This window comes from Nocardia sp. NPDC052254 (assembly GCF_040679495.1).
Taxonomy (GTDB): domain Bacteria; phylum Actinomycetota; class Actinomycetes; order Mycobacteriales; family Mycobacteriaceae; genus Nocardia.
The window spans coordinates 189052-203874 of record NZ_JBFAUW010000002.1 but is presented as its reverse complement, the minus strand read 5'-3'; the positions used below and the strand labels follow the sequence as shown (position 1 = coordinate 203874).

General features: G+C 66.6%; 14 protein-coding genes. 9 read left to right on the top strand and 5 right to left on the bottom strand.

Features of this window, described 5'->3' with window-relative positions; translation table 11 throughout:
* Positions 1-36: 36 nt before the first annotated feature.
* A complete protein-coding gene (locus AB0L57_RS05895; RefSeq protein WP_364957855.1) occupies positions 37-1323 on the top strand; it encodes an aminotransferase class I/II-fold pyridoxal phosphate-dependent enzyme in 1287 nt (428 codons plus the stop codon).
* A 55-nt stretch (positions 1324-1378) separates the two neighbouring features.
* Here AB0L57_RS05895 and AB0L57_RS05890 read toward each other — a convergent pair whose 3' ends face one another.
* Positions 1379-2218: a methyltransferase domain-containing protein gene (locus AB0L57_RS05890; protein WP_364959260.1), complete on the bottom strand. Its 840-nt coding sequence runs from the start codon at positions 2216-2218 to the stop codon at positions 1379-1381.
* A 72-nt stretch (positions 2219-2290) separates the two neighbouring features.
* On the opposite strand from AB0L57_RS05890, the gene AB0L57_RS05885 reads away from it, so the two are divergent.
* Entirely contained in the window at positions 2291-2878 is a 588-nt protein-coding gene (locus AB0L57_RS05885) for an HhH-GPD-type base excision DNA repair protein (protein ID WP_364957851.1), read from the top strand.
* A 10-nt stretch (positions 2879-2888) separates the two neighbouring features.
* Here the strand turns inward: AB0L57_RS05885 and AB0L57_RS05880 are convergent, their stop codons facing one another.
* Both AB0L57_RS05880 and AB0L57_RS05875 read right to left on the bottom strand, forming a co-directional pair.
* On the bottom strand, positions 2889-3644 hold the full coding sequence (locus AB0L57_RS05880; RefSeq protein WP_364957848.1) for an SDR family oxidoreductase: 756 nt from the start codon (positions 3642-3644) through the stop codon (positions 2889-2891).
* Positions 3645-3757: 113 nt separating this feature from the next.
* On the bottom strand, positions 3758-4270 hold the full coding sequence (locus AB0L57_RS05875) for a PadR family transcriptional regulator (RefSeq protein ID WP_364957846.1): 513 nt from the start codon (positions 4268-4270) through the stop codon (positions 3758-3760).
* Between the two features lie 112 nt (positions 4271-4382).
* Here AB0L57_RS05875 and AB0L57_RS05870 point away from each other — a divergent pair, with 112 nt between their 5' ends.
* Together AB0L57_RS05870 and AB0L57_RS05865 are read left to right on the top strand one after the other, a co-directional pair.
* Positions 4383-4967 carry a hypothetical protein gene (locus AB0L57_RS05870; RefSeq protein WP_364957843.1) on the top strand — a complete coding sequence of 195 codons (585 nt, stop codon included), beginning with the start codon at positions 4383-4385 and terminating at the stop codon, positions 4965-4967.
* Positions 4964-6289, top strand: a complete 1326-nt coding sequence (locus tag AB0L57_RS05865; RefSeq protein ID WP_364957840.1) for a carotenoid oxygenase family protein — start codon at positions 4964-4966, stop codon at positions 6287-6289. The genes AB0L57_RS05870 and AB0L57_RS05865 overlap by 4 nt, the downstream gene beginning before the upstream one ends.
* Positions 6290-6337: 48 nt before the next feature.
* Here the strand turns inward: AB0L57_RS05865 and AB0L57_RS05860 are convergent, their stop codons facing one another.
* Positions 6338-7489 carry an LLM class flavin-dependent oxidoreductase gene (locus AB0L57_RS05860; protein ID WP_364957837.1) on the bottom strand — a complete coding sequence of 384 codons (1152 nt, stop codon included), beginning with the start codon at positions 7487-7489 and terminating at the stop codon, positions 6338-6340.
* Positions 7490-7782: 293 nt separating this feature from the next.
* Here AB0L57_RS05860 and AB0L57_RS05855 point away from each other — a divergent pair, with 293 nt between their 5' ends.
* Both AB0L57_RS05855 and AB0L57_RS05850 read left to right on the top strand, forming a co-directional pair.
* Positions 7783-8484, top strand: coding sequence for a hypothetical protein (locus AB0L57_RS05855; RefSeq protein ID WP_364957834.1), 702 nt, complete (start codon positions 7783-7785; stop codon positions 8482-8484).
* A gap of 221 nt (positions 8485-8705) precedes the next feature.
* The gene (locus tag AB0L57_RS05850) at positions 8706-9419 is read left to right on the top strand and encodes a hypothetical protein (protein WP_364957831.1); all 714 of its coding nucleotides are present in this window, start codon (positions 8706-8708) and stop codon (positions 9417-9419) included.
* Positions 9420-9488: 69 nt separating this feature from the next.
* Here AB0L57_RS05850 and bla read toward each other — a convergent pair whose 3' ends face one another.
* Complete coding sequence (bla, locus tag AB0L57_RS05845) at positions 9489-10418, bottom strand: class A beta-lactamase (RefSeq protein WP_364957828.1); 930 nt, start codon at positions 10416-10418, stop codon at positions 9489-9491.
* A gap of 143 nt (positions 10419-10561) precedes the next feature.
* Here bla and AB0L57_RS05840 point away from each other — a divergent pair, with 143 nt between their 5' ends.
* The 3 genes from AB0L57_RS05840 (at position 10562) to AB0L57_RS05830 (ending at position 14650) form a co-directional block, all read left to right on the top strand.
* Positions 10562-11773 carry an acyl-CoA dehydrogenase family protein gene (locus AB0L57_RS05840; RefSeq protein WP_364957825.1) on the top strand — a complete coding sequence of 404 codons (1212 nt, stop codon included), beginning with the start codon at positions 10562-10564 and terminating at the stop codon, positions 11771-11773.
* Positions 11770-13194, top strand: coding sequence for an LLM class flavin-dependent oxidoreductase (locus AB0L57_RS05835; RefSeq protein WP_364957821.1), 1425 nt, complete (start codon positions 11770-11772; stop codon positions 13192-13194). Before AB0L57_RS05840 ends, AB0L57_RS05835 begins: the two co-directional genes overlap by 4 nt.
* Before the next feature lie 76 nt (positions 13195-13270).
* Positions 13271-14650: a styrene monooxygenase/indole monooxygenase family protein gene (locus AB0L57_RS05830; protein WP_364957818.1), complete on the top strand. Its 1380-nt coding sequence runs from the start codon at positions 13271-13273 to the stop codon at positions 14648-14650.
* The last annotated feature ends 173 nt before the right edge of the window (positions 14651-14823 follow it).

The window sequence follows — 14823 nt, the reverse complement described above, 5'->3', positions numbered from 1 at the left end:
TCTACCTGTACCTCGCTGCTTGAAAGGCTGCTCAGGATGCCCCGGCAAACGCAGATCGGTTTGATGAGCCATGCGGAACTCGTGTCCGAACACGAGACGCAGACCGCGAACTACGCGAAGCTCCGGACCGAGAAGCTCACGCTGGATCTGACGAGAGGTAAGCCCTCCCCGGAGCAACTCGACCTCTCCACCGATCTGCTGGCCCTGCCCGGCGCCGGCGACTACCGCGACGGCTCCGGCACCGACTGCCGCAATTACGGCGGCCTGCACGGACTTCCGGAACTGCGCGCCATCTTCGGTGAGCTGCTGGGGATTCCGGTGGAGAATCTGCTCGCCGGCAACAACGCCAGCCTGGAATTGATGCACGATGTGATCGTGTTCGCGATGCTGCACGGCACCGCCGACTCGCCGCGCCGCTGGGCCGACGAGCCGATCAAATTCCTGTGCCCCAGCCCGGGATACGACCGCCACTTCGCCATCACCGAGTCCCTCGGGGTGGAGATGATCCCGATCGCCATCGGTCACGACGGCCCGGATGTGCACGCGATCGCGGAACTGGTCGCCGCCGATCCACAGATCAAGGGTCTGTGGGCGGTGCCAAACTACTCCAACCCGACGGGTGTGGTCTTCTCCGAAGAGGTTGTGCGCGAGCTGGTTTCGATGCCCACCGCGGCCCCGGACTTCCGGCTGTTCTGGGACAATGCCTATGCGGTGCATCCGCTCACCGATACCGCCGCCCCGGTGATCGACGTTCTCGGCCTGGCCGCCGCGGCCGGAAATCCGCACCGGCCCTTCGTTTTCGCCTCCACCTCGAAGATCACCTTCGCCGGTTCCGGTGTCAGCTTCTTCGGCGCCTCTGCCGAGAATCTGACCTGGTACCTGAAATACGCGGCCAAGAAGAGCATCGGCCCGGACAAGGTGAACCAGCTGCGGCATCTGCGCTTCTTCGGTGATGCCGAGGGCGTGCGCCGGCACATGCAGGCGCATCGGGCGCTGCTGGAGCCGAAATTCGCACTGGTGCTGCGGATTCTCGAGGATCGCCTGGGTGCGACGAAGATCGCCTCCTGGACCGAGCCCAAGGGCGGCTACTTCATCAGCCTCGATGTGCTCGAGGGCACGGCCGCGCAGGTGGTCGCGCTGGCGAAGGCGGCGGGTATCGCGCTGACGCCGGCGGGGTCGGCCTTCCCGTACGGAAAAGACCCGGAGGACAAGAACATCCGCATCGCTCCGAGCTTCCCCTCGCTCGGCGATCTGGAACAGGCGATGGAGGGGCTGGCCACCTGCGTGCTGCTGGCCGCCACCGAGAAACTCCTGGAGAAGTAGGAAGAAAACCGGGACGCCGCTCCGGAGAGCGGCGTCCCGGTTCGGGGGCGGAAATCTACTGCGGTTTGTGGGCGAGTACCGCGAACATCGTCACCGACAGGTGGATGTCACCGCTGCGCGCCCCGGCCTCCAGTTCGGCGAGCAGTTCCTGCCGTTGCGGCTCGGTGATCGCCCCGCGTGCCACCGCCATCGCGGAGATCCGCGCCACCAGCGCACCCGCGCCGACCGTCGAGTCCTGGACCAGCGCGTGCGAGCCGATATCGTCGACGACCAGTCCGGCCCCGGTGAGCAGTCCGGGCAGCCGCCGCCCGGAGAACGGATTGGTGGTGTTGGAGATCAGCGTCTCGATGACCTCGCGCACCACCCCGCGGTCGCCCGGGTGCACCAGCGCGGTGCCCCAGTCGCTGTCCATGACCACCACGCGCCCGCCGGGTTTCAGCACCCGCGCGATCTCGCCGGCCGCCCGGGCCGGTGCGGTCAGGTGCTGGAAGACCCGCTCGCACAGCGCGGCATCGAAGGTGCCGGCGCCGAAGGGGAGTCCGTAGGCATCACCGGTGACGAACCGTGCCGTCGAATTCTGCTGGGCCGCACTGCGTTCCGAGGCTGCCAGCAGATTGGGATCGGGTTCGACGCCGACCGCGTCACCGGTCGGTCCGACCCGGTCGGCGAATACCAGTGCCTCCGACCCGGTTCCGGAACCGATATCGACCGCACTCTCGCCGGGCGCGATCGCCAGGGCGTCGTGCGCCCAGCTGCGAAGGTCACGAATTCCGGGCAGGGCGGCCTGCAGATCGTTGACATCGATGAGTTGGTCGCGGCCCGCCTGATCGAAACGGTCCGGCCTCAGCCCCGAGGGTGAGGAATTGTCTGCCGAGGAGCTGTGTGTGGGCGCCATATCTTCCACCGTGGGTGTTGCCAAAGTGTCGGGCATGGCAGTGACCCTAGCCGCATCTGCCATGATCGATGCATGGTGAGCCGCAAATTGTGCCTGGCGCAGGAGCCGGAGGCGGACGACCTCCTGTCGACCGACGATTTCGCCCTGCTGACCGGGATGTTGCTGGATCAGCAGTTTCCGCTCGAACACGCCTTCCGCGGTCCGAAGAAGATCGCCGATCGGATGAACGGGTTCGATATCCACCGGATCGCGGAGGCCGATCCACAGGAATTCGAGGAATTGGGCGCGACCCCGCCGGCCATTCACCGCTACGGCCGTTCGATGGCGCGGCGCACCCAGGACCTGGCCCGTTACGTCGTCGAGCACTACGACGGCACAACCTCGGAGATTTGGACCCGCGACGATCCGGACGGTAAGGAAGTGCTGCGCCGACTGAAGGAACTGCCGGGTTACGGGGATCAGAAGGCGCGAATCTTCGTGGCGCTGCTCGGTAAACAGCTCGGGGTGCGCCCGCCGGGCTGGGAAAAGGCCGCAGGGGCCTACTCCGAGAAGAATTCGCGTCGCTCCGCCGCCGATATCGTCGACAACGAATCGCTGCTGGAGGTGCGGGCCTTCAAGAAGCAGATGAAGGCCGCGGCCAAGGCGGCCGAGGCGAAATAGCCGCGGCGGCTCACTGCGCCGCGTATCCGCCGTCGACCAGGTGATAGCTGCCGGTGATGAAGGTGGCCGCATCGCTGACCAGGAATGCCACCAGGCCCGCCACCTCTTCCGGCGTACCCAATCGGCCCATCGCGTGTTTCTGGGCGAGGAAGTCCTGGGCGTCGGCATCCATATTCGCGCCCAGTAGCGGGGTGTGGATGAAACCCGGTCCGACGGCGGTGACCCGTACCCCCTGCGTCGCGTATTCGAGTGCGGCGTTCTTGGTCAGGCCGAGCAGTGCGTGTTTGGTGGTGACATATGCGGAGGAATTCGCGAATCCGACGCTGCCGAGTACCGACGCCATGTTCACGATCGCCCCGCCGCCCGCCGCCGCGACGGCCGGAAGTTGTTCGCGCAGTGCGTAGAACACGCCATCCAGATTCACCGACAGGACTTTGCGCCAGCTGTCGATCGAATACTCACCGATCGGCACGCTCTCACCGCCGACCCCGGCATTGTTGACCGCGATACGCAAGGGGCCGAGCTCCTGGGCGGCGGCCACGCTACGTTGCACGGTTGCCGGATCGGAGGCGTCTCCGGCGAAGGAAGCCGCCTGTCCGCCCGCGGCCCGGATCTCTTCGGTCACGGACTTCGCATTGCCTTCGTCGAGATCGAACACCAGCACCGCGGCACCACTGCGCGCGAGTTCGTGGGCGACCGCCTTTCCGATTCCCGACCCTCCGCCACTGACTATTGCCGAACGGTAGCCAACGTCGTAAACGGCCATGATCCGCACCCTCTCCGAGACGTAGTTCTGCCCTTATGTGGGATTTCTGTCGTCGGCGTGAGTGTAGCTATGCATTAGCTAGTAGACGTGGTTTGTGGTGAATCGGAGATTGATCAGATGCGGTCCGCTGCCTTCTCGAACCAGTTGCCGCGCATCTCGATGAACTCGCGGCCGTAGTCCATCACCAGCGCGCCGTAGTGGGACAGGTCGTCGTCGTCCCAGTCGATGCTCGCTTCCAGTGTGTCGATCTCGGCCAGCCGGCCTTTCAGGGCCGTGGCGCACTTGCGCAGGAAGGCGCGGCGCTCCTCGGGCTCGACGGTGCCGAGCAGGAATACGCGCAGCATCGTCTCGTCGCGGCGCGTAGGAGCGGGATCGGCCTCGATCATCCAGTGCCGCAGCTCTTTCCGGCCGGTCGCGGTGATCGCGTACACCTTGCGCCCGCGCGCACCCTCCTCGACGACCTCGATCATCCCGTCGTTGGTGAGTTTGCCGAGTTCCCCGTACAGCTGACTCTGGGTGGCCTGCCAGACGTTGCCGAGTGAGATCTCGAACATCTTCAGCAGGTCGTATCCGCTGGCCGGGCCGCGGTCGGCCAGTAGTCCCAGGGCAGCGAATCGAAGGCTCATATCCCGAACTTAACATGTCTACTCTGACATTTCACTATTGACATGTTGAAGTAGGAACCTCTAACTTCGACATGTCAAAAGTGACACATCAGGTCGACGAGAGGTCGAGACCGTGTTGAAGTACTACGCCCGCAGCTTTCTGCCCTGGATCGTGCTCGCCGTGGCGAGCGGAGTGGACAATCGCGTCGGCGCCCTGGGCGGGTTGCTCACGTCGCTGGTTCTGCTCGCCGCCGACCGTCGGGCGGGGCGCCAGGTCGACGAGGTCATTCTGGATCTGTCCACCGCCGGCTTCATGGCGGTCTTCGCCGCCTGGGCGCTCGCCGCGCCGGATTCACCGGTGCTCGACTACGGCGCGGCGCTGGCCATGGTGTGGCTCGCCGCGACGGCATGGCTGAGCCTGGCATTGCGGCGGCCGTTCACCCTCGGCATCGCGCGCCGGTCGGTGAGTGCGGACATCGCCCGGCTACCGGCATTCATCCGGATCAATGTGGTGGTCACGACGGTGTGGGCGGTGGGCTTCACCTGTGAGGCGGTGGCATTGACCCTGGTTCAGCACAACGCTCCGCACAATGTCGCGGCGATGGTCGTCTGCAAGGTCGGCATCGTCGGCGCGGCCGCTCTGTTCACCGCTCGCTATCCCGAATACGCCCGGCGGCGCGCGGTCGCCGCGGCCGACACCCTGGAGGAAATCGCATGACCGACTCGACGACCGCACCGTGGCTGACCGGCCTGTTCGCACCGGTGACCGATGAGATCGACGCGTACGACCTGCCGGTCGAGGGTGCCCTGCCACCCGAGCTGAGCGGCCGCTACTTCCGCAACGGGCCCAATCCGAAACCCGGGCAGACCAGTGGGCACTGGTTCGTCGGTGACGGCATGGTCCACGGGGTGCGGCTGCGAGACGGGCGCGCGGAGTGGTACCGGAACCGGTGGGTGCGGACCAGTAGGTTCACCGACGACGCGGAGTTCCGCCGGGCGGACGGCACCCGCGATCGGGCCGCGGTGTCGGCGAATACCCACGTGATCGCTCATGCCGATCGCATCATGGCCCTGGTCGAGAGTGGCCTTCCCCATGAGCTCACTCCCGAACTGGCCACGGTCGGGCCGATCGATTTCGGCGGCCGCCTCACCACCGCGATGACCGCACATCCCAAGCGCGATCCGCGGACCGGCGAATTGCTGTTCTTCGGTTACGGATTCGCACCCCCGTATCTGACCTATCACCGCCTGTCCGCCACGGGCGAGCTGGTGGAGAGCCGGGTGGTCGAGGTGGGTGGTCCGACGATGATGCACGATTTCGCGATCACCGAGCACCATGTGGTCTGGCTGGATCTGCCCGTGGTGTTCGATCGGGAATCAGTGGGCGGTATGCCCTATCGCTGGGATCCGGCCTACCCCGCCCGCCTGGGTGTGATGCCGCGGGCGGGTGGTGCGGTGCGGTGGTTCGACATCGATCCCTGCTACGTCTTTCATGTGGGCAATGCCTTCGAGGACGCCGAGGGCCGGATCGTGCTCGACGCGGTGCGCTATGCCCCGGAGGATTTCGCCGCGATCTGGTCGGGAATAGGCGGTGGCGGTGGCGCCGGGGGCGGAACGGGCGCGGGCCGGCTGCATCGATGGGTGCTCGACATGAGGAACGGTATCGTCTCCGAAACGTATTGTGACGACCGCGATGTCGAATTTCCCACGCACGACGAGGAACGCACCGGACGGCCGTCCCGGTTCCTGTATGCCGTCGGCGACTCGTCGATCGTGAAATACGATGTCGGGCAAGGTGGTTCGACAGTGCACGACACCGGCGCCGAATTCGCTCCCGGCGAGGCGGTTTTCGTACCGGCGGCGGATGCGCACGGCGAGGACGAGGGCTGGCTGCTCACGATCGTGTCCGAACGTGGCGGACACGGATCGGAACTGCTGGTTCTCGACGCCACCGATCTGTCCCGCACCGCCTCGGTGCGGCTGCCCAGACGGGTGCCGGCCGGATTCCACGGCAGCTGGATCGCGGACAGCAGGGTGTGATCGATCGAGAAAGCGTCGGGCCCGGCAACTCGCCGGGCCCGACGCATTTCAGCTGCTGCTCGCCACCGCTGTCGCGAACGGCGTGGTGGCGACGCGATTCTCGCGATGTGCGGGCGGCGTCCACAGTCCGCGCCGCTCGAGGATCGGCAGCACGCCCTCGCCGAACCAGTACGCCTCCTCCACATGCGGATAGCCGGACAGGATGAACTGGTTGATACCCAGGCGGGAGTACTCGATCAGTCGCTCGGCGACCTCCTCGTGCGAGCCGACCAGTGCGGTGCCCGCGCCGCCGCGGACCAGTCCCACACCTGCCCACAGATTCGGCGCGATCTCGAGCCGATCGGTGCTGCCGCCGTGCAGTTCCAGCATCCGGCGCTGGCCCTCGGATTCGCTCTTGGCCAGATTCGCCTGCACCCGTTCGACATCCGCGGGATCCACCGCGGCGAGCAGCCGATCGGCCTCGGCCCATGCCTGCTCCGAGGTATCGCGCGAGATGACGTGGATACGCAGGCCGTAGTCGAGAACGCGGCCCTGATCGACGGCGAGTTTGCGAATCCACTCCAGCTTCTTGCTCACCGCGAACAGCGGCTCACCCCAGGTGAGGTAGGTGTCGGCATAGTTCGCGGCGACCGGTCCCGCGGCCGCCGAGGAACCACCGAAGAACACCGGCGGCAGCGGATCGGGGCGATTGTTCAGCTGGGCGTTGCGAACCTGAATGTGCTTGCCCTCGAAGGTGACCGGCTCGTCGGACCGCCAGAGTTCGCGCACCACGTGCAGGAACTCACCGGTGCGCTCGTAGCGCTGCTCCTTGTCCAGGAAATCGCCGTAGGCCTGCTGTTCGTGTGGTTCGCCGCCGGTGACCACGTTCAGCAGGAGCCGCCCGCGCGAATGTCGCTGGAAGGTACCTGCCATCTGCGCGGCCAGCGTCGGGCTCACCACGCCGGGGCGGAAGGCGACCAGGAACTTCAGCGTCTCGGTGGTCTCCACGAGCATGGCGGTGGTGAGCCAGGCATCCTCACACCAGGCACCGGTCGGAGTCAGCACTCCTTCGAAGCCGTTCTCCTCGGCCGCGCCCGCGATCTGGTTCAGGTACCGCAGTGATGCTGGGCGATCGCCCGACATCGACGTGCCGTGACCACCTGCGACCAGATTGCGGGAATCTCCGTAGGTGGGCAGAAACCAGTGGAACGACAAGCTCATTCGAACAGATCCTTCGCCGAATCGTGGGTGGGTCGGTGTCGACTGCCCGCTGGCGGGAAATCGCGATCGCCATGCGGTAGCCTGCGCCCCCGATGGGGGCAGTTGTCGCACGCCGGCAATCCGGCTCGATGATGCCCGACGGAAGCAGGAGAGTCACCGGTTGAAATCGGGCTGGTTCTTACCCTGGTTCGCTCGCATCGCATGTCCTGAAACTGTCCGGTGCCGTGTGTCGTGCCGGACACGGCAACCTGTGCTGCCGGTGTACCGGTAGCCGGAGAATTGAGGATTCAGTAGTGCAGATGAGGAAATTCGCCGTACTCACAGCCCTGGTAGCCACCACCCTGGGGTCTCTGGCGGGGACCGTGAACGCCGCCCCCACCGCCGAGCCCGAGTCCGTGAGCTATCACGCCTCGACGACCGACAAGGGGGCGGTCATCTCGACCGACTCCGGTTCGATGGTTGCCGACAATGGCGTCTTCCGGATCGTGGCGGCGGACGGAACCACCGTTGCCGGAACGGAATTGAAGTTCCGGGTGGACGATTTCGAGTTCCCGATCGCCGCCGACATCGCGGGCAACACGGCGACCTTGACCCCGCAGTTCGATCTGCAGCACGCGGTCTACAAGCCGGTCGCCCTGCCCTTCGAGGACAGCGCGCCGTGGAAGACGCCGTACGAGCGTGAGGTCGCCGCCTTCACCCGCTTGAAGGACACCGTGGCCACGGGCGCCACCATCGGCACCGTGGTCGGTGGTCTCGGTGGCGCGGCGATCGGCTGTGTCGCGGGCGCTGCCCTCGGTGCCGTCGCGACCGGTGCGCTGCTGACCCTGTTCGGCGCCGGTCCGCTGGGTGGTTGCATCGCGGGTGCCGCCGCGGTCGGTTTCCTGGGTGTGCTGGCCGGTCAGATCTTCGTGACCGCTCCGGTCGCCATCGGCGCCCTGGTGCAGTACTTCACGACCATCAACGAGCCGTTCAACCCGCCCGCCTCGGCCAAGTGAACCGGATATCGGTCCACTCCTGAAACGGTAATTAATAATCAGGCCGAATTGAATACGCCTCCACGTCTTCGAACGTGGGGGCGTTTTTTTAATTTGTGAGATTCTATTCGACCATGAAGTTCACCTATTCGAATCCAACTGGTTATTAACCTCGTTGCGTCCTCGTTCACCGCACATCCTGGTCGAGGCAGTTACAGCAGCCGACGATGAGGGACAGAGCAGTGAAGATGAGGAATTTTGCCGTAGCCACGGCAACGGCGGTCACGGCGCTGACCGTGACCGCCGGGACAGTACAGGCCGATCCTGGTGCGGAATCGGATGCGGTGAACTACCGCGCGACAACGACGGAGAAGTCCACGATCATTTCGACCGACGCGGGATCTCTGGATGCGGAGAATGGCGTCTTCCGCATCAAGGCGGGTGACGGAACGACAGTGGCCGGAACGGAATTGACGTTCCGGGTCGACGATTTCGAATTTCCGATCGCCGCCGATATCTCGGGGCGGAATGCGACGTTGACACCGCAATTCGATCTGGCGCATGCGTTGTACAAGCCGGTGGATCTGCCCTATCAGGACAGTGCGCCGTGGAAGACGCCCTACGACCGTGAACAGGCCGCGTGGACCCGGCTCACCAGCACACTCACCGCGGGCGCGACGGTCGGCACATTGGTCGGCGGATTGACCGGTGGTGCGGTGGGCTGCCTGCTCGGTGGTATCGCCGGCGCGACCGTCGCCGCGGCCGCCATCGTCGGCCTGTTCGGCGGCTTCCTGCCCGCGGCCCTGGTCGGCTGCTTGGGCGGCATCGTCGCGGTGGGGGCGCTGGGCACGCTGGCCGGTCAGCTGCTGGTCACCGCCCCGGTCGCGGTGATCGCGGCCATCCAGTACTTCACCACCAACAATGCCCCGTTCAACCCGCCGGCTCCGGCCAAGTAGGGGAGAGCGGAATCGGGGCGGGTATCCCGGTCGATCGACACCGACCGGGCTACCCGCCCCGTGGCCGTCTCAGCGCCGGACGGGCGTGCCGAACATCTCGATCACGGCGATCGAGGCCGCCTGCGCGACCGTGGCATCGTCGTACTCGGCATCCGGCCGATCCCGGGTGGACAGCACGACGAGCACGATCGGCGATCGCCCGGGCGGCCACAGCACCGCGATGTCGTTGCGAGTGCCGTAGGAACCACTGCCCGACTTGTCACCGACATCCCAGCCCGCGGGTGCGATCGACCGGATCAGCGTGTCCCCGGTGGTGTTCGCGCGGAGCAGCCCGACCAGGATTCTGCGGTTCTCCTGTGTGACAGAGGTATCCAAGGCGAAGTGGCGCAGGTCCGTACCGAGTGCTCGTGGCGTGCTGGTGTCCCGGATGTCGCCGGGTGTCGTCTGGTTGAGGTCGGGCTCGATCCGATCCATCGACGTGACCTCGTCACCGATGCCGCGCAGACGCTCCTGCAGCCACTTCGGGCCGCCGACGGTGGAGAACAGCAGATTGCCGGCCGTGTTGTCGCTGTATCGCACTGCGGCATCGAGAATCTCGCGCACCGTCATACCGTCGTCGACGTGCTGTTCGGTGATCGGCGAATGCGCGACCAATTGGTCGCGGGAGTAGTGGATCCTGCCGTCGAGCGCCTCCTGAGGCACCTGGTCCAGCACCGCTCCCGCCGCCAGCACCTTGTAGGTCGATGCGAACGGGAAGCGTTCGTCGGCCCGGTAGCCACGCGTGCGCCCGGTGCCGGTGTCGATCGCGTAGACGCCGATCCGGCCGCCGAATCCTGTTTCGAGAGTGTGCAGTTCGTCCTGGGTCTGGGTGCCGAACTGCTCCGGTATGGCTGGGACGGCCGAGGTGGCGGCGGTGTCGGCGGACCGGTCCTGGGTGCAGGCGTCCAGTGGTACCACGGCCGCGGTGGCGACCATCACCAGGCCGATGTGCCGAGTCACGGATCGTCGGCGGGCGGCTCGGTTCGTACGCGGGGACAATCGTGGCTCCATTCTGTGCGATCGGTGGCGGGCTTCGGCCCGCAGTTACGATCTCGCTGCGTGTAACCGGTGAGCGGAGACCGAAGTCGCGTCATCGTCGGGGCATGGTCTCCTCAGCATCCCAGCGGATCTCCGATCGCGATCTCGACGACATCTTCCGTCCGGTCTTCGACCGTATCGCCCCGGGAGCGGTCACGCGCGAGATCGACCGCAGGATCGCCTACGAGGAAGTCGAATGGTTGCGGCAGGCGGGATTCGGCGCACTGCGCGTCCCGGCCGAATACGGGGGCTTCGGCGTCAGCGTGCGCCAGCTGTTCCGATTGCTGATCGACCTGGCCGCCGCGGAATCGAATCTGCCGCAGGCCCTGCGGGTGCACTTCTCCTTCGTCGAGGATCAGCTGCTCGCCGACCCCGGTCCCGCGCGGGAACACTGGTTGCGGGCCGCGGGGGCGGGTGCGCTGGTGGGTAACGCGATCACCGAACCGGGGGTGGGCGCCGTCGACCGTTATCGCACTCGGCTGACGCCCAGGGGAGACGGCTGGCTGCTCAACGGCACCAAGTACTACAGCACCGGATCGTTGTACGCCGACCACATCCTGGTCGCGGCCGATCGCGACGGTGAACGCCTGTCGGTACTCGTCGACGCCACCGCCACCGGTGTGCGCCGCAGTGACGACTGGGACGGCTTCGGACAGCGGCTCACCGCCAGTGGTACAACGGAATTCACCGATGTGGAGGTGTCCGCGGACCGCATCCTCGGCCCCGGATACGGCGGTCCGGGGGCCACCTACGCCACCTCGTATCTGCAGCTCGTCCAGCTGGCGGTGCTGGCCGGAATCGCCCAGCGCGCGGAATCCGATGTCCGGGAGTGGGTTGCCCAGCGCACCCGCAGCTATACCCACTCGGCGGCCGATCTGCCGCGCCGGGATCCCTTGGTGCAGCAGGTGATCGGGAAACTATCGGCTGCCGCGTTCAGTGCGCGGTCGTCGGTCTTGACCGTGGCAGACCTGCTCGACGAGGTACTGGATGCGGGCGCGTCCGACGAGGCCGCCCTCGACGCGGTCGAATTGGCCGCGGCCCAGGCACAACTCGCCGTGATCGACACCGTGCTGACCGCGACCACCGACCTGTTCGAAGTGGGCGGTGCGTCCATCACCTCCGAAGATCTTCGGCTGGACCGGCATTGGCGCAATGCCCGCACCATCTCGGTGCACAATCCGGCCATCCAGAAGGCCCGCGCGATCGGCGATCATCTGCTCAACGGCGCACCGCTCCCGTTCGCCTGGAGCGCGGGCAGCCGGCAGGCACAGCGGTGACCCGCCGCATCCGGCTCAACGCATTCGACATGAATTGCGTTGCGCACCAATCTCCGGGCCTGTGGCGCCATCCCGCGGACCAGTCGCATCGCTACAAGGAGATCGGCTACTGGACCGAGCTGGCGAAGCTGCTCGAACGCGGTCGCTTCGACGGCATCTTCATCGCCGATGTACTGGGCATCTACGACGTGTACGGCGGTGACGACACCGCCGCGCTGCGCCAGGGCGCGCAGGTCCCGGTCGCCGATCCGCTGTTGCTGGTCTCGGCGATGGCCGCCGTCACCGAACATCTCGGTTTCGGGGTCACCACCGGCACCGGTTTCGAACATCCCTTCCCGTTCGCGCGCCGCCTGTCCACCCTCGACCACCTGACCAACGGGCGGTTGGGCTGGAACGTGGTGACCGGCTATCTGCCCTCGGCCGCGGCGAACATGGGCGACGCCGAACACCTGGACCACGACGAACGCTACAACCAGGCCGACGAATACCTCGAGGTGCTCTACAAACTCTGGGAGGGTTCGTGGGAGGACGACGCGGTGGTCCGCGACCGCGATCGGGGAGTGTATGTGGACCCGTCGAAGGTCCATCACATCGGACATTCCGGTGCGCATTTCAGCGTGCCCGGTATCCATCTGTCCGAGCCGTCGCCTCAGCGGACACCGGTGATCTATCAGGCGGGCGCCTCACCGCGCGGTATCGCGTTCGCGGCGGGCAATGCGGAGGCCATCTTCGTCGCGGCGCCGTCCAAACGGGTACTCGCGCAGACGGTCACCCGGGTCCGCGACGCACTCGAGGCAGCGGGGCGGGATCGGTATGCCGCCCGGATCTACGCCCTGGCCACCATCATCACCGACGCGACCGACGAGGCCGCCCGCCGCAAATACGACGAGTACCGCTCCTACGCCAGTGTCGAGGGCGGGCTGGTGTTCATGTCCGGCTGGATGGGTATCGACCTGTCGCAGTACGACCTGGACGCTCCGATCGGCGATGTGCGGAGCAATGCCATTCTCTCGGCGGTGGCCGCGTTCCAGGAATTCGACGACGACGGCCGCGAGTGGACCGTGCGCGATATCGCCGCCTGGGCCGGAATCGGCGGTATGGGACCGGTTTTCGTGGGTTCGGGCGCGACGATCGCGGATCGGCTGCAGGAGTGGGTCGACGACACCGATATCGACGGTTACAACGTCGCCTACGCGATCACTCCGGGCACTTTCGAAGATGTGGTGGAGCATGTGATTCCGGAGCTGACCGCGCGCGGCGCCTATCCGCGCGAGTACGTGCCCGGCACACTGCGCAATGCGCTGTTCGGGGCCGGGGACCGGCTGCCGGACGAGCATCGTGGTGCGAGCTACCGGCTCGGCGGGACGGGATCGACCGCGTTGCCGGAGGAGCGCGTGCGACCGGTGGTGGGTACCCCCTGACACGCCCGGCGGCCGACATCGATTCCGGGTGATCGCAACTGTCAACGAAAGCCGTTGGCAGGCGCACTATTTCGGTATGACCACCCAGAATACGAATCGTACCGCCGCCATCGTCGGTGCCGGCCTCGCCGGTGTCGCCGCCGCACTCGGACTGCAACGAGCGGGTTTCGCCGTCACGATCTACAGCGATCGTGACCAGCGTGGCCTGCGCGACGATATTCCGGCCACCGGCACCGCGCTGATCTTCGGTGAGGCTCAGGCCGCCGAGGCCGCACTCGGCCTGGACACCTATGTGGACCGGGCGCCGAATCACACGGGTTTGAGTGTGCGCATCGCCGGGCCGGGGCCCGAACACCCCGAATTGATCGGATTCGACGGTCATTTCGACGGTTTCGTCGGCCTGGCCGTCGACACCCGGTTGAAGGTGGACGAGCGGCTGACCACCTTCCTCGAGCGCGGCGGCGACTTCGTGGTCGAGGCGGTGACACCCGAGCGTCTCGACACCCTCGCCGCCGACAACGATCTGGTGCTGGTGGCGACCGGACGCGGCGGCCTGTCGGATCTGTTCCCGATCGATACCGACCGCACCGTGTACGACGAACCGCAGCGCCGTCTGCTGACGGTCACCGTGACCGGATTGGGTTATGGCGAGGATGTTTTCGCGCATCGGAGCGGTTCCGGTGGCAAGCACAGTGGGTTCTCCATCTTCGCCGATCAGGGTGAGGCCTGGTGGGGCCCGTATCTGCACAAGGACGCGGGGCCGAGCTGGGCGTTCCTGGGATGGGCGCGGCCCGGCAGTGACTGGGAGAAGCGTTTCGCCGAGGCGGATTCCGCGGAATCGGCACATCGCGTGGTGACCGAGCTCTACCGCGACTACATCGACTGGGATCTGCCGGAAGTGCTCGCCACCCGGGTGATCGGGCAGGACCCGCACTCCTGGCTCAAGGGCGCGGTGCGCCCGGTGGTGCGCAAGGGCGTGGGTCTCACCGTGGGCGGACATGCCGTGGCGGCGCTGGGCGATACCGCGGTCGCCTACGATCCGATCGCCGGTCAGGGCGCGCAGAGCGGGATCATCCAGGCGCAGCGGCTGGTCGATGCCGCGGCGGCGCACGACGGTCCGTTCGACGCCGCCTGGATCGAACAGCAGTACGCGGATTTCCTGGCCGCGCGCTCGGATGCCGCGGCCAAGGTCACCCGCCTGTTCCTGAAGGATCCCGAGCTGGCCGAGATCACCGATCGGTTCTTCGCCGCCGCGGCCGTCGACCAGGGCGTGGCCTCGGCGCTGGTCAGCACGCTGCACCAGCCGCAGCCGCTGGTCGGGATCGGCGATCTGGCCGCGGCCGACGGCCTGATCGGCGCCATCACCGGCGGTGACGCCGAGGAACTGCTGGGCCGGTTCGAGCCCGCGGGCCGGTTCCAGCGATCGAACTACGCGGCAGTCGCCCCGGCGCGGTAGCGCCCCGGTGACCTGCGATCCGATCCGGCCGATTCAAACCCTCGTCCGGAGTGGAAGCCGCTGGTGAAGTGGTCGGTGCGCCGGGCGCACGGTTGCCGCGCCCGGCGCACCGACCACAGCTTCTTCGACACCACAGGAGCACTGATGGCCGACAATCGCGCAGCTGGTCGTCG